The following is a 24,106-nucleotide window of genomic DNA, read 5'->3' on the forward strand; positions in this document are numbered from 1 at the left end:
GTCGAAGTAGACCAAAGCATTAGTTTGAATCTAAATCAGAATCGTGGCGTCTTAATCTAGCCCTACCAATGATTCACGGGTTAAGTCTTTGATTGTCTTTGCGCCCGTCAGTGTCATGGCTACGCGCATCTCTTTGTCGTACAGATCAAGTAGGTTCTCAACGCCTGCTTGTCCTTGTGCTGCTAATGCGTAGACGAAAGAACGGCCAAGTAGGGTGCAGTCTGCGCCCATCGCCATCATACGAACTACATCTAAGCCAGTACGAATACCAGAATCGACCAGAATCTTGGTGTCGCCTTTTACTGCATCTGCAATTGCAGGTAATGCTTTAGCACTTGATAGAACGCCATCAAGCTGACGACCACCGTGGTTTGAAACTACGATACCGTCTGCGCCAAATCTCACGGCGTCTTTTGCATCTTCTTCATCAAGAATGCCTTTGATGACCATCGGGCCGTCCCAGAAGTCACGGATCCACTCTAAGTCTTTCCATGAAATCGACGGGTCAAAGTTGTCACCCAACCAACCGATGTAGTCTTCCAGTTTGGTTGGAGAGCCGCGGTAAGTAGAGATATTGCCAAGGTCATGCGGTTTACCTAACAGGCCAACATCAACGGCCCAGCTAGGATGACGCATAGATTGAAATACGCGGCGTATTGCTGCATTTGGGCCACTCATTCCTGAGTGCATGTCACGGTAGCGAGCGCCGGGTACAGGCATGTCTACCGTAAAGACCAGTGTTGTCACGCCAGCCGCTTTTGCACGTTCCAATACGTTCTTCATGAAGCCGCGATCTTTTAACACGTAAAGCTGGAACCACATTGGGCGTTCAATCTTAGGTGCGACTTCTTCGATTGGGCATACCGATACGGTCGACATCGTAAAAGGGATGCCCTTGTTGTCGGCTGCTTTTGCTGCTTGGACTTCGCCACGTCGTGCGTACATACCCGTTAGGCCAACCGGAGCTAATGCAATCGGCATCGCCAGCTTTTCGCCGAACAATTCGGTTTCTAAATTTAGGTCCGACATGTCATTAAGTACACGCTGCTTGAGCGCGATCTCTGCAAGATCGGCCGTGTTGCGGCGTAGGGTATGTTCTCCGTAAGAACCGCCGTCAATGTAGTGAAAAAGAAACGGTGGTAATTTTGCTTTTGCTGCGGCGCGGTAATCAGTCGATGCGGATATGATCATAATTTCAGTCCTAAATTCTTGGGATGTTGCCCTTCTGTGAGAGCTTGGCTTGGGCTGCTTGTTATTCTTGATAAAGTGGCGTTAATACCCGAGGGTGTTGATGTGTTTTAGTATCCATTCCGAAACTCATCAACTGTCTTATTAGACGGTGTTGCAGTCGGGGAATTGAGTATTAACGCCAAGTGCTTTTGTAACGACTTATGGTTTACATAAGTGCGTCTGTCATTTTGAAGCCGTAGATAACCACTAGGCCGATGATTCCTGTCATTACTAAGTAGTAGAACGTTGGGATGATAGTCTTACGTAGTGTTGCGCCTTCGCGTCCTAACAAGCCTACGGTTGCCGATGCGGCTACCACGTTGTGAATCGCAATCATGTTACCTGCTGCAGCACCAACGGCTTGCAGAGCAACAACCACAGCACTAGAGATAGACAGTGTTTGTGCTACTTCGAATTGGAACTGGCTGAACATCATGTTTGAAACGGTGTTCGAACCTGCAATGAAGGCACCTAACGCACCAACTGTTGCGCTTAACGCTGGGAATGCGCCGCCAACTAGGTCAGCTGCAAAGTTTGCAGTGGTTACTGGCATACTTGCTAAATCAGCGCCGTTAACACCAGAGTTAATGAAGATACGCACCATTGGGATGGTGAACACCAGTACAAAGCCTGCGCCAATCAGAGTCTTGCTCGACTCACCAAAAGCTTTAGCTAGTGGTGTTGTGCTGCGTGATTGCATGAGAACAGCAACCAGTGCGACGAATACCAAGATACCGCCAGGTAGATACAGAGGTTGAATCGCAGTGCTTACGCCTGTCTCGCCTAGGATGTTGCTGAACGAAAGGCTAACGCTCTTAAGCAGGCCTTTGAACTCAGGGCTCACACGGCTAGCAACTAGAGTGACAGCGAGCAGCACGTAAGGTGCCCATGCCATCGCCATGCTCATCTTTTTATGATCTTTGTTGTCGTCTAAATCGATCTTCAAAGAACCTAGCCATTCTGCTGGCCATTTATCTTCGCTTTCAAAATCCCATTTTGATTTAGGTACTAGGAAGCCACGTTTTGCTGCCGTTACAACAATTGCAAGGCCAACCAAACCACCAATTAGTGATGGGAATTCAGCGCCAAGGAAAACACCTGTTAATGCGTAAGGAATGGTGAAAGCGGCACCTGCGAACAGTGCGAACGGTAGGATATCAAGACCTTCAGTCCAGCTCTTGTTCTTACCGAAGAAGCGAGTCAGCATCATCGCCATCAATACAGGAATCATCACACCAACGCAGGCGTGGATGATCGCTACACTTGACGTAATTTGCTGTAGATAAGCGTCCCATGTTGAACCATTTGCAATCAGGCTTTCACCAATGTTGTGCGTATCCAAACCTTTGTTTACGCCAACAATGATAGGTGTACCAACCGCGCCGAATGATACTGGCGTAGATTGAATCATCATACCCATCAGTACCGCGGCTAATGCTGGGAAGCCGATGGCAACCAACAATGGAGCGGCGATTGCAGCGGGTGTACCGAAGCCAGATGCACCTTCAATGAATGAACCAAAACACCAAGCGATGATGATCGCTTGTACACGACGGTCTGCTGATATGTCAGTAAAGCCGTTACGGATGGTGGTGATAGCTCCGGTGTGTTTCAAAGTGTTTAATAAGAAGATGGCGCCAAACACAATCCAGAGAACCGACACGGTTATGCCGAAGCCTTGGAATACTGAAGCTAACACGCGAGTGCTAGACATATCCCAAGCAAATAGGGCGATAGCAACGGTTAATGCAAATGCCACTGGCATCGCTTTTTTTGCTGGCCAGTTAAGGCCAACCAGCAGAATCGCTGCAACAACTATTGGCGAAAAGGCCAATAGAGCTAGTAGGGTTTCACTCATGGGTACTTCCTCGTACTTGTTTTCAAACGTTCATGTTTGAAGTGAATAACACGTTATTAGTTTTGTAGGTGTAATCTGAATCTCGAGGATTCAGTTGTTGTAATTAGAGTCGCTTTATTTGTAATCGATGTGATTGCAAAAGCTGTTTTTGTAATTGTTTTGTTAATTTGGCGTGAATTTACCCCTTTATTTTTTATTGATATAGGGAAATAATGAAAATAATTAATTCCAAAATTGGCATAATCAGATGCGAGCAGACGATTTGATCCTGTTTTCACAGGTCGTAGAATTGGGCAGTTTTAGTAAGGTTGCAGAGCAAAATAACCTTACAAATTCGGTAGTTAGTAAAAGAATTGCACGTTTGGAAGAAGAGATTGGCGTGCAATTATTGTATCGAACCACGCGTAAATTGACGCTTACCGAGGCAGGTAAGGCAATGCTACATAGCGCCAAAAATGTGAAGCAGGCGGCTCAAGAGGCTATGGACGCAGTTTCAGGCTTTGGTGAAAATGTTAGTGGTCATATCAAAATGTCAGTGCCTACTATCTCGGGGGATTTGATTCTTGCAGACGCTGTTGCCGAGTTTTGTAATATGCACCCAGGTTTAACGGTCGATATGTCTCTAAACAATCGCTTTGTCGATTTGGTTGAGGATGGTCTCGACTTGGTCATTCGAACCGGTTATTTGGAAGATTCCAGTTTAATTGCTCGTCATATCCTTGATTCGCAATGGGTGGTGTGTGCTTCTCCATCTTATATCGCCAAAAACGGTAAGCCGATGCAGCCCAAAGATTTGGTGGATCACAACTGCCTGCAATACGCTTATCAAACAACGGGCGCTAGTGAGTGGCAATTTCTACATAGTAAAGATGGCTTTACTGATAACGACAAATACATAGTGCGTGTTTCAGGCTCTTTTTCTACCGATAACGCGACAGCACTGCGTAAAGCCGCGTTGGGCGGTCATGGTGTTGCGTACGTGCCGCGTTGTCTGGTGTATCACGATATTAGAAATGGGCAGTTGGTGGATATCTTTCCAGATTTAGTTGGCAAGAAGCTCGGTATCTATGCGGTGTACCCCTTTACGCGCCAGCCACCGAACAAGATTAAGTTATTGATTGAACACATCAGAACACGTTACCTGACGATTTCACATTATTTTTAATAAGGATCACGATGAGCTATTTAAAAGAGTATCAATATCCAATCACCAACAAACAGATCGTCAGCGATGACTATTTTAGCCAGATAATCGAAGACCCGTATCGTTGGTTAGAAGACGACAGAAGTGATGAAACCGCCCAATGGGTGGAGAGTCAAAATGAAATCACGTTCGATTACCTTGCTCAAATTCCGTATCGCGCTGAACTGCGAGAAAGGCTGGCGAAAGCGCAAGACTATAAAAAGAGCTCGCAGCCGTTTGTACGAGGAGATTACACCTACTTCTATAAGAACGATGGCTTGCAGAATCACAGTATTCTCTATCGTCAGAAAGAAGGTCAGCCGATGGAAGTATTCCTAGATCCGAACACTTTCTCGGAAGATGGCACTACATCTCTGGGTTCGGTGTCGTTTTCTAAAGATTACAGCCTAGTGGCGTACAGCATTTCAGAGGGTGGTAGTGACTGGCGTAAGATCTTTGTGATTGATACCGAGACTAAAAAGCAGCTTGAAGCCGAAATCACAGACGCTAAATTTACCGGTATTTCTTGGTTGGGTAATCGTGGCTTTTATTACTCTAGCTACGATAAACCAGACGGTAGTCAGCTTTCAGCTCGTACTGATCAACATAAGCTGTATTTTCATGAATTGGGTACCGAGCAAGCCAGCGACAAAGTGATTTTTGGTGAAAATAGTACTGAGCAACATCGCTATGTTTCGGGTTACACCACCGAAGACGACCGCTATTTGATTATTCTTGGGCAAGAGTCGACGTCGGGAAATCGCCTGTTCTATATCGATTTAAACTCACAGGAACAATCACTGAACACGCTGATTGATCATGTTGATAGCGACACTTACCTCATAGATAATCGAGATGAAGTCTTTATTCTGTATACCAATCTCGATGCGCCGAACGGCAAGGTGGTGAGCTTTGATAATCGCAGTAAACAGTGGCTTGATATCATTTCCGAAAAACCACAACCATTAGATATCAGCGCAGGTGGCGGTTACTTATTTGCACATTACATGGTGGATGTGGTGTCTAAGATTGAGCAGTTGGATTACCAAGGAAACATCGTTCGTGAAATCCACTTACCAGGTCTCGGAACGACCAGCGGCTTAGGTGGAAAAAAAGAGCAAACTCAGCTTTATTACACCTTTACCAACTATGTAACGCCGCCAACGATTTTCTCTTTTGATGTTGAATCAGGCAGCTCTGAAATCTACCAAAGCTCTGAGTCTCCGTTTGAATCGGACAAGTTTGAGTCTAAACAAGTCTTCTATACCTCGAAGGATGGCACTCAGGTACCTATGCTTATCTCTTATAAAAAGGGATTAGTGTTAGATGGTAATAATCCAACTATGTTGTACGCCTATGGCGGCTTTAACGTGAGCCTAACGCCTTCTTTCTCGGGTACGGTGGGCAGTTGGTTGGAATTGGGAGGTGTGTATGCAGTGCCGAACTTACGTGGTGGTGGCGAATACGGCAAGGCGTGGCACAAAGCTGGCACTCAGCAGCAAAAGCAGAATGTGTTTGACGACTTCATTGCCGCAGCCGAGTTCTTAATCGCAGAAAAGTACACCAGCCGCGACAAGCTGGCGATTCGCGGCGGTTCTAACGGTGGTTTGCTGGTGGGTGCTTGTATGACACAAAGGCCTGAGCTTTTCCAAGTGGCTCTGCCTGCTGTTGGGGTGCTAGATATGCTGCGTTACCACACCTTCACGTCTGGTGAAGGCTGGGCGTACGACTACGGTACATCAGCGCAAAACAAAGAGATGTTTGAATACTTGCTTGGTTACTCACCCGTTCACAATGTAGTACATGGCACAGACTATCCAGCGACTCTGGTGACGACCGCAGATCACGACGACCGCGTAGTACCAGCGCACTCTTATAAGTTTATTGCTGAATTGCAAGATAAGCATAAAGGCAGTGCGCCCGTCATGATTCGTATTGATGTCAATGCAGGCCATGGTGCCGGAATGCCGTTGAGTAAAGCGATCGATCTCACTACTGATATTTATGCATTTACTCTGTTCAATATGGGAATAGAGTCCATAGATTCACTTTAGCGAATACTTGATCTTAGATAATTAGGTATTTGACTCAGACCAAAAGCCCTCAAAATCTACCTTAGATTTTGAGGGCTTTCATATATATGAAAATCAATCAAAATTGCACCCTGTTCTTGTCTCTTTACCACACCCTTTTTCGTGATAGTGGCCACCATTACTGATGAAATGAAAGCGATTTCAAGCTGTATTATTGCGAATTTCTACGTCTATCTACCTGATTGTAAATAGATAACTATATCTGGTGATAACTCTAAAAGTTTCATGGCATTTGGGCTGATTTATCAGTGTGAACAGCAACTAACTTTTCAACGCTTTCATTGCTTAATATTTCCCTGTCCGATGAAAACTCAAAAAAATAATAGGGAAATAAAATGCAAAAATTTAAGCTTTTGCCAATAACAGTCGCAGTGGCGGCATCGCTTGCTTCACTCTCTTCTTTTGCTGCTGATACTGATATCGAAGCATTAGAAAAACGAATTCAAGAGTTAGAATCTAAGGTTGTAGAAATTGATTATGTGAACGATCAACAGCCAGCAGTTCTGACTCCAGACACGAAAGTGCCAGAAGGGATTGTATTCTCTGGTTACGCTCGTTACGGCGCACATTACTCGGATGGAGACAATCGCTATGTTGAAGTTGGTAGCTCAGGCCGCTCTCTTGGTCGTTTAGGTAACGAAGCCAACGGCGGTGAGTTTCAATTAGGAAAAATTTTTCAAGCAGATAGCGGTGCGAAGTGGGACGTAGTGCTCATGCTTGATGATTGGAACAACGATCAGTGGGGTTCTTCTGGCGGCGTAAACTTGAAGAAAATGTACGCTGGTGTCACTAATTTCGTTGAGAGCCAACCTGAGCTATACGCATGGGCTGGTCGTGATTTCCATCAGCGTCCACAACAAGGTTTGAACGATTACTTCTGGATGTCTCACGATGGTCAAGGTGCGGGCTTTAACAACTTAAACCTTGGTGGCATTAAGCTAGACATGGGTTTTGTTGGTGCGGTTGATAGCGAAGACGGTGCTCTAGGTAATGATTCAGGCCGTTATGGTATTACGTCGAAACTTCACGGCATCAATGCTGGTATTGGCAACCTAGATTTGTATGCTAACTATGGTTTCGCGTCTGAAGAAGCCGATACTATCGGGAATAAAGTAAGCGATGAAAATGCATGGCAAATCGGTGCAACTCTTGGCTTAGGTGATTCCAACAAGTTAGTTGCTAAATACGCTGACGGTGCTGATAACTCAGTATTTGAGTTAGCGGGCGATAAGCAAGTTATCTATGTAAGTTTAGAAGGTAACTACGCAACGAGCGATCAATTCATTATTGATTACCTTATATCGTACAAAGATATCTCTGGTGACGATGCAACAGAGCAGAGCGAATACGCTGGTATAGTTCGTCCACAATATCAATGGGATGACACGCATTCTACATGGTTAGAAGCGGGCTACGCGATGGAAGATCGTGATGATGGTTCTGAGAAAAACGGTTGGAAAGTCACGCTATCTCAAAACGTATCACTTGGTGGTCTACCTTGGAGTCGTCCAATGCTACGTTTCTACACAACAGTGGGTGATGTGGAGACTAAAGGCACAACTGAAACGGTTACTGCAGATACACTTGCATTCGGTGCAATGTTTGAAGCTTGGTGGTAATCACAAGCTAGAAACAGCAGCTCTTTGAATTAGGCATATTTTCAAAGAGCGATGCTTTCAAATATCCATGCTTATTAAGAGCATACGTTGAAATACCTATGCTTTTAAAGAGTAAGTAATACTGTCCATTTTAGCCCTAAAGGCAGATTGATTAGGGCACGTTTCAATTAACTCCATTCTTGGGCACATTTTTGTGCCCTTTTTTTCGCCACTAGCTCAAGGAATAACTATGAGACTTTCTTCCATTGTGTCTCGAGTTTATCTGGGTTTTTTTGTACTGATCGCAATTATGTTAGCCTCTGCGTGGCTAAGTATCAGTAGCAATAAGAACATCACAACTCGAATTGAAAATATCACACAGCAAGCCACTCCACTAATGCTTCAATCGTCGGCACTTACTATTGGATTCTTGGACATTAATCGCAGCACGATTCCCTATTTATCCGCCAATTACATTGATGAACTCGAGCCATTAAAGCAAACCATTTTGAATAATATCAATCTGTATCAGCAGCAATTAAATTGGTTTGAAGGCAAGGACGCAGCAGGTTCACCAATTGAATCCATGCTCAATAAAATTAATGAAACGGGAGAGTCTACGTTCGAGAAGATCGAACAAGTTTTGAATCTCTATGTATCGTATTTGGATGGCAAAGACCTTGGCTCGATGAAACAAGAGCAATTCCAGTCTGTCGTGGGGCAGCTTAATAACAGCTTAGTGAATCAATTAGCGAGTGCGGATTCGGAGAACACGCAAAAAGCAGTCGAAGCCTTGTTGGTGCAATTGAGTTTGATTGCCGCAGAAGCAAATGAGGCCTTTTCGCTGCAAACCTCATCTGAGGTTCGTAGTATCGAACGCCGTCTGCACAGTCGTAAAGAACGATTTGAAGAAGCGGTCACTGACCTAGAGGCATTAAATCCAGTTTTGATGCGACGTAGCAAACAGTCTTTGTCGTTACTCGCTTTGCATGCCTTTTCTGAGCAAGGCTCAGTTGCAACCCACATGGAGACTGTAAAAAGACATGAGGTTATCGCGCAACAAAGAGTGGATATAGAACAGCTAATTGACGTTCAGTTAGCTCATTTCGATGAGCTTTCTATGTACGCGGAAAACACCGCGACACGTTTATATCAAGAGTCGATAGATTCGTCTAATCAGGCGCTTTTGATGCAATTCATCATCTCGGCATCATCGGTTTTCGTTGCTATGTTGATCGGGTTGAACATTGCCAAAGGGATCCGTAAGCCAAGTAAACTTGTGCAAAGTGCTTTAGACCAAGTCGCCAATAAGGATCTGAGCTCTAGGGTTGAGTATCGATCAAGCAATGAATTTGGTTCAGTCAGTGACAAAGTTAATTTGGTGATTAGCCATCTAGCTCAAATGATTGAGAACATGCGTAATTCGTCGATGCATTTACAGCAAGCTTCCTTGGAGAACCAAAGCACTAGTCGTTCACTACGTGAAGCGATGCAAGACCAGACCAATCAAACTGTGATGGTGGCAACTGCGATGGAGCAAATTGAGTGTTCTGTAACGGAAATAACCCAAGCGGCCAATCAAACTTTAACCCTAGTGACCGAAGCGGTGTCCAGTTCAAGTGATGGTCAAAAGACCATGGATAAAAGCGTTGAGATGATGAGTGGTTTAGAAAGTCAACTGGCTGAATCGACAGTGACTATTGCTCAGCTGGAAAAAGAGAGTGCTAGCATTGGTTCGATTCTCGATGTGATATCGGGGATATCAGAGCAAACGAATCTATTGGCACTTAACGCGGCCATTGAAGCGGCACGAGCAGGAGAGCAAGGAAGAGGCTTTTCTGTGGTTGCCGATGAAGTTCGAGTATTGGCTGCGAAAACCAACGCATCGACTCAAGAGATTCACCATAAAATTGAACAACTGCAAACCAGTTCTAAGCTAGCCGTTGAACAAATCAATCAATGTGTGGTGGGTATGGTTCAATGCGTAGCACAAACTGGGGAGGTCAACCACTCAATCTCTAAGGTGTTTGGTCTTCTCAACGAAGTCGAACAAAGAAGCCATCAGATCGCTACCGCGACCACAGAGCATCAGGTTGTGGCTTCTCAAGTCACGCAAAATATCAGTCAGATACATATGTTGGCAGAAGAGAACTCCGAGCGATCTCAGGTACTTTTCTCACATGGCCAACAGCTTGAAGTGATGTCTCAAGAGCAATTCTCGTTAACGCAGGAATTTAAGTTAGCGGAGCATCCAAGTCACAAGGATTAGTCACAACATCGAGTTTATCGGAGATTTCGCGCCCAGCCTTATGCTGGGCTTTTTGTCTCTGGGTACGTGAATTACAGAAGGAGTGAAATGTTCTCATACAATTTCGTATTGCCCTTGAAACAATAAGGTCAATTTTGTTCCGTATATTACCGTCTGCTGTGGGGGCTGCACCAAATAGTGCTTTCAAAAAAAGGGGGACCTAGACGGATTTTTTGAGTTTACGCATTAATAATAGAACAGCGTTCTTATTGCTTTAGCCATAATCTCATGAAACAGTTTCATGGTATGAAGGGAATCTGTAAGCGCTTTCATGATTTCCATAACTGGCCTTTTTAGCGCCGGGTTTAGTGTGATGACACTCACTTCAACTAAAACGTATTTTCTTAATAATCGTTTTGTAAGCGGTTACAAGCTAATGAAGTATCGAGGTTCGAGTGGCGACAATTAAACACGTATCAGAACATGCAGGTGTGTCTCAGGCGACAGTGTCTAGAGTTATTAATGGCACCAGTAGAGTCAGTCATGACAAGAAGCTAAAGGTTGAAAAAGCGATCAAAGAGTTGGGGTATCGTCCGAACTCCATCGCTCAAGCCTTGGCTTCAAGTCGTACAGGTAGTGTTGGTGTTGTTGTTCCAGAACTTGGCGGTTCGTTCTATTCAGGCATTTTGCATTGTATAGAAGAGAACTTACGCCGCTTTGGTTACCACGCTGTCGTCACGGCGGGTTCTAACACTGAGCAAGGGCAGCGCGAGTCTGTAGAGTTTTTATTGGGGCGTCGAGTTGATGCTTTGATTCTTCATACTCAACTGCTGAGTGATGACTATTTAATTGAATTGGAAGAACAGGGGACCCCTGTGGTTTTGATTAACCGCTTCATCCCAGAAATGGCGATGAGTTGCATAGACATTGATAACGAAGTCGGGGGGCTACTCGCTACTCAATATCTTTTGCAAAAGGGACATACAGATATCGCGTGTATTACCGGGCCTTTAGATAAAGCAGATGCTAGGGGGCGTTTGCAAGGTTATCGAAAGGCTTTGGAAGAAGCGGGTGTGCCATACGATGAAGCTTTGGTCTCAGAGGCGGGGTTTACCGAAGAGACTGGTATCAGCGCTATGAAGAAGTTGATCAACCGCAAGTGTCGGTTCACGGCCGTATTTGCTTCAAACGATCACATGGCATTTGGCGCATTCGAAGTCTTACATCAGGAGGGATTGTCTGTTCCGAAGGACGTCTCACTGGTGGGCTTTGATAACACCATCTTCGCGCGTTATCTGACCCCTAGTTTGACCACCATTAACTTCCCCATTGAAGAGATGAGCATTGAAGCAGTGCAGCTCACTCTACAAAAGCTAAAAAAAATAAAACATGACGTGAACTTTAAATTGCTGCCGACGTTGGTCACTAGAAACTCGGTATTGGATTTACCAGTTACCCTATAAAAACATTAAGGATAGAACATGAAATTTAAGACCTTAGCGCTTTCATGCGCGGTTGCTTTAGGATTAGGTACAACAGCTGTGAATGCCGCTGACAAAGAAATTCGTTTTGACGGTTTCCCTGATTTTGATAGCAGCCTAAAGGTATTGCTGCCTGATTTCGAAAAGGAAACGGGGATCAAAGTCGATTACCTAATGAACAACCACGGTGACCACCACACGAAACTAACAACGAACCTTGCAACGGGTTCTGGTGCGGGTGACGTGATCGTAGTGGATGTAGAAAAAATCGGTCCATTCGTGGGCTCTGGCGGCCTAGTTAACCTGTCTGAAAACTACGGTGCAGATAAGTACGAAGAACGATTCGCACCTTACGCATGGGCACAAGGCAAAGGCGCTGATGGCAATATGTACGGCATTCCGGTCGACCTTGGCCCTGGTGTGATGTACTACCGCACTGACGTATTTGAAAAAGTGGGTATTGATGTAGAAGAAGCAATCAAAGATTGGGATTCATACATTGCTGCTGGTGAAAAGCTGAAAGAGCAAAATGTACAACTGATTGCTTCAGCGGCTGATGTAGCACAAGCGATTATCTTCACGACCGTTCCTGAAGGTGAAGGTCTTTACTTCGATAAAGATGGCAACCCAGTTGTGACATCAGAACGTTTCGTTCACGCTTTTGAAGTAGCGAAAGAGATCCGTGACAAAGGCTTAGACGGTCGTATTCTGGCTTGGTCTAACGAATGGTACGAAGGCTTTCGCAACGGCACATTTGCAACTCAACTTTCTGGCGCTTGGCTTCTTGGTCACCTAAATAACTGGATTGCTCCTGAAACTAAAGGTAAGTGGGCAGTAGAAAACCTACCTGATGGCATCTACGGCAGCTGGGGAGGTTCATTCCTTTCTATTCCAACGCAATCAGAGAATCCTGATGAAGCGTGGGCTCTTATTAAATACATGACGACTGAGCGTGAAGTTCAGCTTAAGCACTTCGAAACGATTGCTGCTTTCCCGGCGAACATCACCACGTATGACGATGAATTGTTCCAAGAAGAAGTGGAGTTCCTAGGCGGACAAAAAGCTCGTCTTATCTTTGCTGAAGTCGCACAGAATATTAAGCCAGTATCTCCAGCGCAAGGCGATCACGTTGCACGTTCTATTATTTTAGAGAACGCATTGATGGAAGTACTTGATGAAGGTAAAGACATCGAAACAGCGCTTAAAGAGGCTGAGCGTCTAATCAAACGTCGTACCCGTAATCTTTAATTTGTTCTTTTTTTAAGTAAGTGAGGAAGCGTGGATAACGCGCTTCCTTTTCTAAGAGGTCGTTACTATGAATCATACAGCGAGCACAACGATAGAACCTTCGGAGCAAAGCTTTTTTTCTCGCCTAAATTTGAAAGCGCTTTCACCGTATGGATTTCTTCTGCCGTTTCTGATCATTTTTTCTGTATTTGGGATCTTCCCGCTGTTGTTCTCTGTTTATCTGTCGTTCCACGAGTGGAACCCGGTAAGAGGCATGGATGCGATGGAGTTCGTTGGTTTTGAAAACTATCACATTGCATTGACTGACCCATGGTTATGGCGTTCGTTGAAGAACACATTGTGGCTAGCGGTTACGTCAGGTGTGGCTCAACACTTGGTTGCAATTCCAGTGGCTTACATGCTGGTTTCAATGGGTAACCGTATGCGTCACTGGCTAACATCGGCGTACTTTCTTCCGTTCATTACATCAACGGTCGCAGCGTCACTGATTTTCTTCAACATGTACTCTCCTAACTCAGGAATAATCAACCAAACGTTAATGGCTCTCGCCGATAGCACACTGTTTGGCTGGGCATTCGCTTGGGTTAACGATTTCCAACCCATCCGTTGGTTAGACGATGCCACTATGGTGAAGCCGTCTATCGCAATCATGGTTTTCTGGAAATACACAGGTTTTAACATTGTTCTGTACACCACAGGTTTGATGACGATTCCGAAAGACATTTTAGAAGCCGCTCGTATGGATGGTGCTAATGCTTTCCGCCGCTTCTGGAATATCTCACTGCCTATGATTCGTCCGTTTATCTTCTTCGCTATCACAATGACCATCATCGGCAACTTGCAGATGTTTGAAGAACCGTTCGTTTTAACACGTGGTACGGGTGGTACAGGTCAATCTGGTTTAACCATTTCGATGTACCTCTACAAAGTGGGTTGGGAATGGTTAGAAATGGGTACAGCGTCAGCAATCTCTTGGCTGCTATTCGCTCTCATCGCAACGTGTACCTTGGTTCAATTTATATTCTTCGGTAAGAAAGGCTTAGGGGAACATTAATATGTCGACATCAATTAAGACAAATACCTCACCACTAAGTGGCCTAATGCCAAGCGAACGCAGCATGTACATCATGACTAAGATCTTGATGGTTATGCTCGGCATATTACTGGTTGTTTCAGCGATTATTACGGTATTCCCGTTCGTGTGGTCAGCCTTGCTTTCAACACGTGATCGTTCAGAAATTTTTGGCTCGGGCATCAGTTTTGCCATTGGCGATAGCTTAGCGGTTAACTACGCAAAACTGCTGGAAATCATGCCGTTTTGGAAGGCGATGTTTAACTCTATTTACGTGGCCTTCCTAGGCACAACTATCTCTCTGCTGTTCTGTAGCATGGGTGGTTACGCGTTTGCAGTGTTTAAGTTCCGCGGAAAAAACGTGCTGTTTGGCATGTTGGTTGGCTCGATGGCGATTCCGCCGGTGCTTAGCTTGATCCCTTACTTCATGATCGTGAAATTCTTAGGCTTGTTGGATAACCACATGGCGGTATGGCTACCGTTCACCACCACACCATTTGGTATCTTCCTCATGCGTCAGCACGTGATTGCATCGATTCCAAAAGAGCTACTTGAAGCGGCGAAACTGGATGGCGCTGGTGAGTTTAGAACGTACTGGAGCGTGGTACTGCCACTGATGAAGCCTGCACTCGCAACATTGGCTATCGTTCAGTTCGTTTTCTTCTGGAACATGTTTATGCAGCCTCTCGTGGTGCTCAACAACCCAGATAACTATGTTATTACGCAAGCGCTTCGAAGTGTTCAAGGTATTCCGAATACGCCATGGGGCGCGGTAATGCTAGGCACCACAATTTCTATTTTACCGCTCGTGATTACTTACTTGTTCGCATCAAAACAGATGATCAGTGGGTTAACGTCCGGCGCAGTTAAAGGTTAGGTTTAAGGGTTATAACAATGAATAAATTTCAACTTCCAAGTGATTCAAAGTTACGCAGTAAGGAATTTGTATTCGGTGTCGCGACATCTTCATACCAAATTGAAGGCGGCGTAGCAGAGGGCGGTCGCACACCGTCTATCTGGGACACGTTCTGCAAAAAGCCGGGTAAGGTTGATAACGGAGACAATGGTGACGTGGCGTGTGATCACTACCATTTGTGGAAACAAGATATCGAGATGATTCAAGGCTTAGGTGTTGATGCATACCGTCTCTCTATTGCATGGCCGCGCATCCTGCCACAAGACGGCGTTGTTAATCAGCAAGGCCTAGAATTTTACGGTGAGATTATCGATGAGTGTCATGCTCGCGGCATGAAGGTGTATGTGACGCTGTATCACTGGGATCTTCCGCAATACCTGGAAGACAAAGGCGGCTGGCTAAATCGCGAAACATCTTACAAATTCGCAGAATACGCAGAAGCCGTAAGTGACTATTTTGGTAACAAAATTGACGTTTACACTACTCTGAACGAACCGTTTGTCTCTGCATTCCTTGGTTACCGATGGGGCGAGCACGCGCCTGGTATCAAGGGTGAAAAAGAGGGCTACTTAGCGTCTCACCATCTAATGTTGGCACATGGTCTGGCAATGCCGATTCTTAGAAAGAATGCACCTCACGCTAAGCATGGTGTGGTATTCAATGCGACACCAGCTTACCCATTAACGCCGCAAGACCAAGGTGCTGCGGATTACTGTGAAGCGGAAAACTTTCACTGGTTTATTGACCCAGTATTGAAAGGTGAATACCCACAGTTAGTGGTTGAACGCCAAGCGATGAACATGCCGATGATTTTAGAAGGCGATCTCGACATCATCAGTGCACCAGTGGATTACATCGGTATCAACTACTACACACGCAACGTCGCTCGTTTCAATGAAAACGGTGATATTGAGTCTGTAAAACAAACCGATGCTGAGCACACCTATATTGGTTGGGAAATCAACCCGCAAGGTTTAACCGATTTATTGATAAGACTGGATGATCGTTACGAAAATATGCCGCCTATCTACATCACAGAGAACGGCGCAGCAGGTAACGACGAATGTGTTAACGGACAAGTGATGGATGAGCAACGAGTTCGTTATTTCCAAGGTCATATCGAAGCGGTGCATAACGCAGTAGAAGCGGGCGTGCGAGTCGATGGTTACTTCGCCTGGAGCCTAATGGACAACTTTGAATGGGCGTTCGGCTACTGCCAACGTTTCGGCATTATCCACGTTGATTACCAAACCCAAAAAAGAACATTAAAACAGAGTGCTATCGCATACCAAAATATGCTTCTAGAGCGCGCTGAGGAGAACAAGTAATGGCTAAAGTTGAATTTAAGAACATCAAAAAATCATTTGGCGACGTTGAAGTTGTAAAAGAGTTTGATTTTACGGTTGAAGACGGTGAATTCGTTGTTTTCCTTGGCCCATCTGGCTGTGGTAAATCGACTACGCTACGTATGCTTGCTGGCCTAGAGAGCATCAGCTCTGGCGACATCGTCGTTGGCGGTAAGCTGATGAATAAAGTCGACGCGAAAGATCGTGACTTAGCGATGGTATTCCAAAGCTACGCGCTTTACCCACACATGACGGTTTATGAGAACATCGCCTTTGCACTAAAACTGAAAGGCATGCCGAAAGCAGAAATCGACGTAGAAGTACTGAAAGCAGCAAAAATGCTTGAACTTGATCCGTTACTGAGCCGTAAGCCGAAAGAGCTTTCTGGTGGTCAACGTCAGCGTGTTGCTATGGGCCGTGCGATGGTTCGTACGCCTAAGGTTTTCTTGTTTGATGAGCCGTTATCTAACCTTGATGCAAAACTGCGTGGCGTGATGCGTGAAGAGATCAAACACCTACATCGTGAACTAAAAACCACAACGATCTACGTAACCCATGATCAGATCGAAGCAATGACGCTGGCCGATCGCATTGTGATTTTAAAAGATGGTTATGTGGCACAAGTCGGTACGCCAACTGAGGTGTTCCAACGCCCTGCTAACAAGTTTGTCGCGCAATTCATTGGTAACCCATCAATGAATATGCTGGAAGCGAAATTGACTGAAACAGAAGGTGAGTACTTCGTAGAACTTGGCGATGTAAAAATTCCACTGCCTGAGCGATTCAAATCTTTGGCGTCGAAAAACCTAGCGCTGCATTTTGGTGTTCGTCCAACAGACATTCACCTACGTGCTGAGCAAGTGGACCACGATCGCGTACTGCCATTCCCTGTGAAAATAAAAGACAAGGAATTACTGGGCGCAAGCATTCTTCTGAAAACAGAAATCGGCGGTCAACCGTTAATGGTTGAAACTCAAGCGGCTGAAGTAGACGTGAAAGAACTGACACTTTACTTGGACTTGGATGCATTCCACCTGTTTGACGCGCTAAGCGAAAACTCGCTAGCGAGCTAGTTCGTTAAATAAAGCGAGTTCGAGACAACAGATTCAAATGGTTCAGTCAGCCATCGAGCTGATATCAACCAACTTACGACAAATTGTTTGGCCCTTCCTGATTTGGGAGGGGCTGGGGATAGTGATGATGAAATTCGGATATTTTGACGATAAAAACAAAGAATACGTAGCAACCACACCGTGTACACCGATCAAATGGTGTAACTATGTGGGCACATTAGATTTCGGTGGCATTGTAGATAGCAACGGCGGCGTGTTGTTGTGTAAAGGCGATCCGGCACTCAACCGCATCACCAAGTACATTGCTCAACTGCCAAACTCAGATTTCAAAGGCTCGACCTTATACCTTAAGGTGCGTGATGAAGCAGGGAATGTAGAAGTGTTTTCTCCTTTTTACACACCAACTCTGAAGCCATTGGATAAGTTTGAAAACCATACGGGTTTGTCTTACACCACCATTATTGCGGAAGCATTCGGTGTGCGCTGTGAAGCGACCTTCTTTGTGCCAAAGTCTGACCAAGTACTGTTGCAAGACATCAAAGTCACCAACATTTCAGATAAAGCGCTGCACGTTGATGTGGTACCCGTGTATGAGTTCACTCACTTTGATGCACTTAAGCAACTATTAAACGCAGACTGGGTTCCACAAACTATGACGCTTAAAGCGCATCAGCAAGAGTCGGGTCATACCGTGCTTGAGCAATACGCTTTCATGAAGCGTGATTACGCGGTTAACCTTATGACAGCGGATCGCCCTGCGACTTCTTTTGACGGTGATCGCCAGTCGTTTTTAGGCAATTTGGGATACGGTACATGGGCAGCGCCAGAAGCGCTAAACAATGATGAACTGGGTAATACTGAGTGCTTGCGTGGCGATAACATTGGCGCACTAAATCTGCGCTTGGGTTGGTTATCACCAGAGCAGACAGAACGTACGATTGTACAAATCGCGCAAGAACAGAGCCTAGAAGCTGCACTGCCTCTATTGGCTAAATATCGTGACCATCAAGTGGTCGATTCTGCTTTCGCTGAACTGGCTGAACATTGGGATGGTTACCTACAAGCGGTTCAGGTTGAAACGCCAGACCCAGCAATGAACTCAATGCTTAACGTACATAACCCACGTCAGTGCCACACAACCAAGAACTGGTCTCGTTACCTGTCTCTGTATCAGCTTGGCTATGGCGCTCGTGGTATCGGTTTCCGTGACTCTTCTCAAGATACTTTGGGTGTGATTACTCACATGCCAGAAGAGGCGCGTGAGTTCATTGAGCGTCTCTTGTCTGTTCAGAATACTAACGGTTCTGCGATGCATCAGTTCTTCCCATCAACGATGGAAGCGAACGCGGGTGACTCTCGTGAAGAGGAAGATCGCCCTGATTACTACGGCGATGATCACCTGTGGATCATCTACGCGGTAACTCAATATGTGAAAGAAACGGGTAATGCAGACTTCTTGAATAAAGAGATCCCGTTCTATCAAAAAAATAAAGCGGGCAACCCAGTTGAAACGGGAACGGTTTGGAACCACCTGTGCCGCGCGATTGAGTTTACTTACACCAATACCGGTGAGCACGGTCTACCGCTATTGGGTTTTGCTGACTGGAATGACACGGTGAACCTGCCAACAGGTGCTGAGTCGATGATGGTAGCTAACATGTACGGTAAGGCATTGCTCGATATGTTGGATTTGTGTGAGTTGCGCGGCGAAGCGAAATTGACGGCTAAGTTCAAAGACCAATATCAGCAAATGCAGAGTACGGTCAACGAGTGTGGTTGGGATGGTGAATGGTTCGTTCGTTACTTTGATGAACAAGGTTTGCCAATAGGCTCTCACAAGAACGAACAAGGGCAGATCTACACTAACGGTCAAAGCTGGCCTGTGATTTCTGGTTTCGCGACTCAAGAGCGTGCAACGCAAGCGCTAGATTCTGTTTACAGCAAGCTGAACACGGCCAATGGTATCAAGCTTTCAACTCCTGGTTACAACGGTTTTGATCCACAGCTAGGTGGCGTATCAACGTATCCACCCGGCGCTAAAGAGAATGGTGGTATCTTCTTGCATTCAAACCCTTGGGTAATGATCGCAGAAGCGAAAATGGGCAACGGCGAACGTGCGTATGAGTACTATCGTCAAATCAACCCAGCTTCTAAGAACGACGACATTGACACCTTTGAATCTGAGCCTTACTGCTATCCTCAAAACATCTTGGGTGACGAACATAAACAGTTCGGTCTAGGCCGTAATGCTTGGCTTTCTGGTACTTCATCTTGGACCTACGTTGCTGGTACGCAATGGATTCTGGGTGTCCGTCCTGAAGTAGATGGTTTGCTGGTGGACCCTTGTATTCCGTCTGAGTGGCCTGAATTCAAAGTGCGTCGTCAGTTCCGTGGCGCGACATACCATATTCATGTCTCTAACCCGAATAACGTGTGTAAGGGTGTGGTTGAAATGAAGGTAAATGGTGACCTGATTTCAGGTAACAAGGCGCCAGTGTTTACATCTGGTGAGCACACCATCGAGGTGATTTTAGGCTAACAAAGAGAAGGGCGCTTTATGCGCCCTTTATTGGTTTTTGGTTTCTCTTTAGTGTCGCTTTATTTTTGTTGCATCACTGTGGTTGATAGCTAACTTGGCATTGCCAAGTAAAGGTTTGAGATTGATTCGGGCTAAGCGTCAATAGGCCAATCAGGTTATTGAATGTATCAGCTGGGCAAGTCATTGGTTCTATTGCAATACTTTGCTCGCTAGTCGGCGTGTACAACTGAACGAATGGGTAGCTCGCATTTTGTTGGTAACGAATAGCAGCAGACGAATCTGAGAGTGTCAAAGTAAGTTGGTTGGTTGCAGCCGCTTCAAATTCAAAGCAGTGGTTCAGGCTTTGATTAGTTAGGGCGTTATTCAGAGATGAACGGTCAAAAGCACGCTTTTCACCATTTGGCAGGTCGTTCTCGTGTATGACCTCAGTACAAGGTGACATAGTGAGTTCACACTGTTCTAACTCAGTACCGAGCGAGAAATAAGGGTGCCAAGCATCGCCGAACGGGAATGCAGAATCACCAAGGTTAGAAACAGTTGTTGAAGACGTGAGTCTACCCTTGATGTCGACAGTGAAGGTGACTTCAAGTTTGAAAGAAAACGGGAATCCTGGGTGCAAAGACGACGTTTGATATTGCAACGTCACACTGGCTGATTCTTCGTTGGTTACGCTGTTTGTGATTGAAAAAGGTTGGTTGTAAAGCAGGCCATGTACGGCGTGATCAGACCAAGGAAAGTTAGCCGGGAGTTGATGGTTTTGGTTATCGAAACTGTAACGTCCTAAGTTTAAACGGTTTGGAAAAGGGAATAATTTAGCACTACGGGAAAAGAACGGATATTGGTTGATCAGTTCATCATAATTCTGATAGCCACAAATAAAAGAGAATGGACTGTTATTTACGATATATTTATTAATAACAGCACCAAATCCGTTAATTATTTGAAGTTCTATTCCATGTTTGTGATTTATTAATGTGACAGAGTCAATATTCCCAAACTTTTCATTTATAATTTTAAACATGTTGATGTCTCCATTTTTTAAAAGATATTAACAAGAAAAATAAAATATTCAATGGTGGTTTTAACATGAAGAATAAAATTCCATATACAAGATATTCAGGAAATTCAGAACACCTGTGTAAAAAAGGGGATGCTGTAGAATTTATTCAACCTTGGTACACGCCGATTTCGACCACGCCAGAAAATACCGGAATGGCTGTGGGTGGTATTGGCAATACATTTACACTGACGCCTAACGGTAACACTCCAAATTTCAGTTTTATTCCTGGTATATTTGTTGATTGTTCAGAGCAAGATATTAATTTTAATGATTTTTATGCTTCTGTGATGAATGTGCCAACCATTGATACACTTCAAGTGTTGAACGAAAAAGAGTTGAGCGTTCATCTCAATTTTTATCCTGCTTTGTTCGATGGAAAGAAAATTGACAGTAAAGATATACCAAATGCGATTACCTTCATTCAAGCAGCATTAAAAAACGGTAATTTTTACCAAGAAAATAAAGATAATTTTATAAAGTGGAATGTTGAGCTATCGAATAAAACGAAGTTATTGATTGAATTAGATTCAACTTCTATTGTTTGTCAGATATATGTAGCGTTAGATTTCTTTAATGGTTTATTAATAAATTATACAGCTAAATCATTATCACTTACTGCAGGGGGTAATAATGAAACCGATAGTGTTAATGGTAGAGATATAGAATATCAAGCTTTGTATCCATTGGCTGAATATAAATACAGTAGCTTCGATGATATTAATATAAAGCGTAAGGTCGTCTCTCCGATCGTTAAAGAGAACAAACGTCTTTGTTCTTTACCGATGCACTGGAATCACTTCGAATTAACCAATAATTCATCGCAAACACGCGTGATTACGCTTGCTCAGCCTCTACAAAACTTAATTGGCTCAACCTACCAAAAAGGTCGCGATGGCATTCAGGATTCTGCTTGTACCTTGTCTCAAAACCCAATTGCTCAGCAGCATCAAACGGTTAACTTAAAGGGTGAAAGTCACAGCTTTACAGGTGTTCAGTTGTCTAGCCAGTCACCTTATCAAAGTGATATTGAAGGTGAAGTGGTATTCGGTGTTCAAGCTGATAATCGCCTGACTGAATCTGGCAAGGTATCGGTGTCTGTGAAACCGACGTTTTATACATCTAAAACGACAAAACAAACCGAATTTGCACTGAAAACAGGCCGTACAAACACTGAGTTCCAAACAGGAATTTACACAGGGCGTGAAGCACTGAGCGCTTTGGTTGTGGTGCAGGTTGAGCTAGAAGCGGGAGAGTCTGTTGACTTGCGTTTTGCGCAAGTAATGGCACACAGCAAAGTTATGCTTAATGGTTGGCATTCAGAAAAAGCTTATACGCAATTCTACCCGCAAGCTAAGCCAGCTTTGCTAATGTTAGAGGATGTATTGCCAGAGCTAGAAGCGATTGAGCAACAGATCGTGAAGCAACAAACGGCTTTCCTAGAGCAAGCTCAAAGCAAGATATCACAGCCTGATTCTGCACTGCGCTATGCCACGATGGCGATGAATTCATTGTCCTTCTTAGCGGAATCGACAGTATGGGATAAAGAGGACAAGTTCTTAGTGAAAGAGTGTGTCGACTACCCATTCTTTAACTCTCTGGACGTGTATTTCTACGGCTCATTCTCGCTGCTTTACTTATTGCCTGAGCTTGATGGTTGTGTGATGAAAGAGTTCTCGAAAGCTATTTTAGCCGAAGATTTCACTCAGCGCCGCTACTGGGAATACGAAGCGACACCGAATGCTGAATTGATTGATGAAAAGTACCAAGGCGTACGTGCCATTCGAGGCGCAGTAATCCACGACTTGGGCAGCCCATTCGATATCCAGCCTGACGCCTACAGCTGGCATAATGTGAAAGAGTGGAAGGACTTAGCGCCGAAATACATTCTGATGGTGTATCGTCATTATCAAAATACTCAAGATCTGTCTGTGGTTAAAGAGTGCTGGCAAGCCGTGACTGAAAGCATCGAATTCTTATCGAATCTTGTTGCTGAAGGTGATGACTTACCGCTTACTCGTGGCACAGACGACACCTTTGACAACTTAGCATCTCACGGTATTTCTATTTACTGCGCGAGCCTTTGGGTAGCAGGACTTCAAGCTGCGAATGAGCTTGCTCTATTGATGAATGAGAATGAATTGGCTGCTGACTACTTAGCTCGTTCTAAGAAGGCCTTGGCCACTGTCGAGCAAAGCTTATGGGATGATAAAGAAGGTTACTACCATTTCTTCGTCACTCCGGTTCAAGCTAAGCATTTAACGGGACAAGGCTACCAAGTATTGGAAACCTTGGGGCTTGCGCTGACTGGCGATGCGATTGCCGATAAGAACATTCTGAATGATTATCTTAACCAAACAGATACTTCAATTGATGTTAGTAAGGTATGTCAAAGAGTCTCTAAGAAACGCTTACTGAGCGAAACAGCTCCTCAAGCCTTTACACAAGAGTATTTAAATTTAGTGCCAGATTCTGACAACAGTTTTGGTGATGCACTATTAGCCGACAGCTACTTAAAGCTCATCGGTTTAGAGGGCATTTTCCCAGAAGACAGAATACAACGAGCACTAGACTATGTTTATAAGCACAACTTTGAGATCAACAGCCCTAAGCTGGGTGTAGCAAATATGACGCTGGCCGATGGTTCCCCACATGAAGCTTTTCAGGCGCAAGATGTGTGGATTGGCGTTCAGTTTAGCGTAGCGACTGCGTTGAATTTGGCGGGTAAATCGCAGCAAGCGGAAACCTTGATGGATACCGTGTATACCGCGCTTTATGACTATTCAAAGATTCCTTTTGCTGCACCAGAAGGGTTCAATTGTTCAGTCTCTATTGATGAGAACGATCTGACAGAATCATTTGAATTGTCACAAAATGATGCGAATAGTTGGCTTGTGGCACTTAAATTTCAAAACTGTGTCCTATCTGACGGTCGAGTTAATCCGAGCCTGACTAAAGACACTGATAAGTTTGTTAGTATGCTGCAAGGAGAAATCTCGGTTGAACATGCTATCGTTCTTCATAAATGGTTATTGAGCACGGGGTTGAAATACACCGCAGGTCGCTACTTTAGACCGGGGATGATATTCGCCTACTTGTATTAACTTCACGACACGACTTTCAACCAAAGCAGTGGTATGCAGGTTGAAACGGGTGGGGAGCTA

Annotated in this window: 15 protein-coding genes; 12 read left to right on the forward strand and 3 right to left on the reverse strand. The window is 44.8% G+C overall.

Features of this window, described 5'->3' with window-relative positions; genetic code table 11:
- Nucleotides 1-51 precede the first annotated feature (51 nt).
- Both lldD and L8S15_RS12040 read right to left on the reverse strand, forming a co-directional pair.
- Nucleotides 52-1,191 (reverse strand): FMN-dependent L-lactate dehydrogenase LldD, encoded by a 1,140-nt coding sequence (gene lldD / locus L8S15_RS12035; RefSeq protein WP_010432610.1) that lies wholly within the window; start codon nucleotides 1,189-1,191, stop codon nucleotides 52-54.
- Between the two features lie 205 nt (nucleotides 1,192-1,396).
- Nucleotides 1,397-3,088, reverse strand: a complete 1,692-nt coding sequence (locus L8S15_RS12040; protein WP_010432612.1) for an L-lactate permease — start codon at nucleotides 3,086-3,088, stop codon at nucleotides 1,397-1,399.
- Between the two features lie 247 nt (nucleotides 3,089-3,335).
- On the opposite strand from L8S15_RS12040, the gene L8S15_RS12045 reads away from it, so the two are divergent.
- The 11 genes from L8S15_RS12045 to L8S15_RS12095 all read left to right on the forward strand — a co-directional run bounded on the left by L8S15_RS12045 (nucleotide 3,336) and on the right by L8S15_RS12095 (nucleotide 19,885).
- Nucleotides 3,336-4,253, forward strand: coding sequence for a LysR family transcriptional regulator (locus L8S15_RS12045; RefSeq protein WP_016766934.1), 918 nt, complete (start codon nucleotides 3,336-3,338; stop codon nucleotides 4,251-4,253).
- 11 nt (nucleotides 4,254-4,264) lie between these two features.
- A complete protein-coding gene (locus L8S15_RS12050) occupies nucleotides 4,265-6,325 on the forward strand; it encodes a prolyl oligopeptidase family serine peptidase (RefSeq protein WP_016792730.1) in 2,061 nt (686 codons plus the stop codon).
- A gap of 374 nt (nucleotides 6,326-6,699) precedes the next feature.
- On the forward strand, nucleotides 6,700-7,983 hold the full coding sequence (locus L8S15_RS12055) for a carbohydrate porin (protein ID WP_010432626.1): 1,284 nt from the start codon (nucleotides 6,700-6,702) through the stop codon (nucleotides 7,981-7,983).
- 229 nt (nucleotides 7,984-8,212) lie between these two features.
- On the forward strand, nucleotides 8,213-10,231 hold the full coding sequence (locus tag L8S15_RS12060) for a methyl-accepting chemotaxis protein (protein WP_010432629.1): 2,019 nt from the start codon (nucleotides 8,213-8,215) through the stop codon (nucleotides 10,229-10,231).
- Between the two features lie 434 nt (nucleotides 10,232-10,665).
- Nucleotides 10,666-11,673, forward strand: coding sequence for a LacI family DNA-binding transcriptional regulator (locus L8S15_RS12065; protein WP_010432632.1), 1,008 nt, complete (start codon nucleotides 10,666-10,668; stop codon nucleotides 11,671-11,673).
- Between the two features lie 18 nt (nucleotides 11,674-11,691).
- Entirely contained in the window at nucleotides 11,692-12,939 is a 1,248-nt protein-coding gene (locus L8S15_RS12070) for an extracellular solute-binding protein (RefSeq protein WP_280573247.1), read from the forward strand.
- A gap of 67 nt (nucleotides 12,940-13,006) precedes the next feature.
- Complete coding sequence (locus L8S15_RS12075; protein WP_102421509.1) at nucleotides 13,007-13,993, forward strand: sugar ABC transporter permease; 987 nt, start codon at nucleotides 13,007-13,009, stop codon at nucleotides 13,991-13,993.
- A gap of 46 nt (nucleotides 13,994-14,039) precedes the next feature.
- Nucleotides 14,040-14,888 (forward strand): carbohydrate ABC transporter permease, encoded by an 849-nt coding sequence (locus L8S15_RS12080; protein WP_016766938.1) that lies wholly within the window; start codon nucleotides 14,040-14,042, stop codon nucleotides 14,886-14,888.
- 17 nt (nucleotides 14,889-14,905) lie between these two features.
- A complete protein-coding gene (locus L8S15_RS12085) occupies nucleotides 14,906-16,255 on the forward strand; it encodes a GH1 family beta-glucosidase (protein ID WP_065100645.1) in 1,350 nt (449 codons plus the stop codon).
- Nucleotides 16,255-17,346 (forward strand): sn-glycerol-3-phosphate ABC transporter ATP-binding protein UgpC, encoded by a 1,092-nt coding sequence (ugpC, locus tag L8S15_RS12090; protein ID WP_010432646.1) that lies wholly within the window; start codon nucleotides 16,255-16,257, stop codon nucleotides 17,344-17,346. The genes L8S15_RS12085 and ugpC overlap by 1 nt, the downstream gene beginning before the upstream one ends.
- Before the next feature lie 124 nt (nucleotides 17,347-17,470).
- Nucleotides 17,471-19,885 carry a glycosyl transferase gene (locus L8S15_RS12095; RefSeq protein WP_016766940.1) on the forward strand — a complete coding sequence of 805 codons (2,415 nt, stop codon included), beginning with the start codon at nucleotides 17,471-17,473 and terminating at the stop codon, nucleotides 19,883-19,885.
- 73 nt (nucleotides 19,886-19,958) lie between these two features.
- Here L8S15_RS12095 and L8S15_RS12100 read toward each other — a convergent pair whose 3' ends face one another.
- Nucleotides 19,959-20,906 carry an aldose 1-epimerase gene (locus L8S15_RS12100; protein WP_280573253.1) on the reverse strand — a complete coding sequence of 316 codons (948 nt, stop codon included), beginning with the start codon at nucleotides 20,904-20,906 and terminating at the stop codon, nucleotides 19,959-19,961.
- A gap of 65 nt (nucleotides 20,907-20,971) precedes the next feature.
- On the opposite strand from L8S15_RS12100, the gene L8S15_RS12105 reads away from it, so the two are divergent.
- Complete coding sequence (locus tag L8S15_RS12105; RefSeq protein WP_016787532.1) at nucleotides 20,972-24,046, forward strand: GH116 family glycosyl hydrolase; 3,075 nt, start codon at nucleotides 20,972-20,974, stop codon at nucleotides 24,044-24,046.
- Nucleotides 24,047-24,106: the final 60 nt, after the last annotated feature.

This window comes from Vibrio sp. S/42/10 (assembly GCF_029890535.1).
Taxonomy (GTDB): Bacteria; Pseudomonadota; Gammaproteobacteria; order Enterobacterales; family Vibrionaceae; genus Vibrio; species Vibrio cyclitrophicus.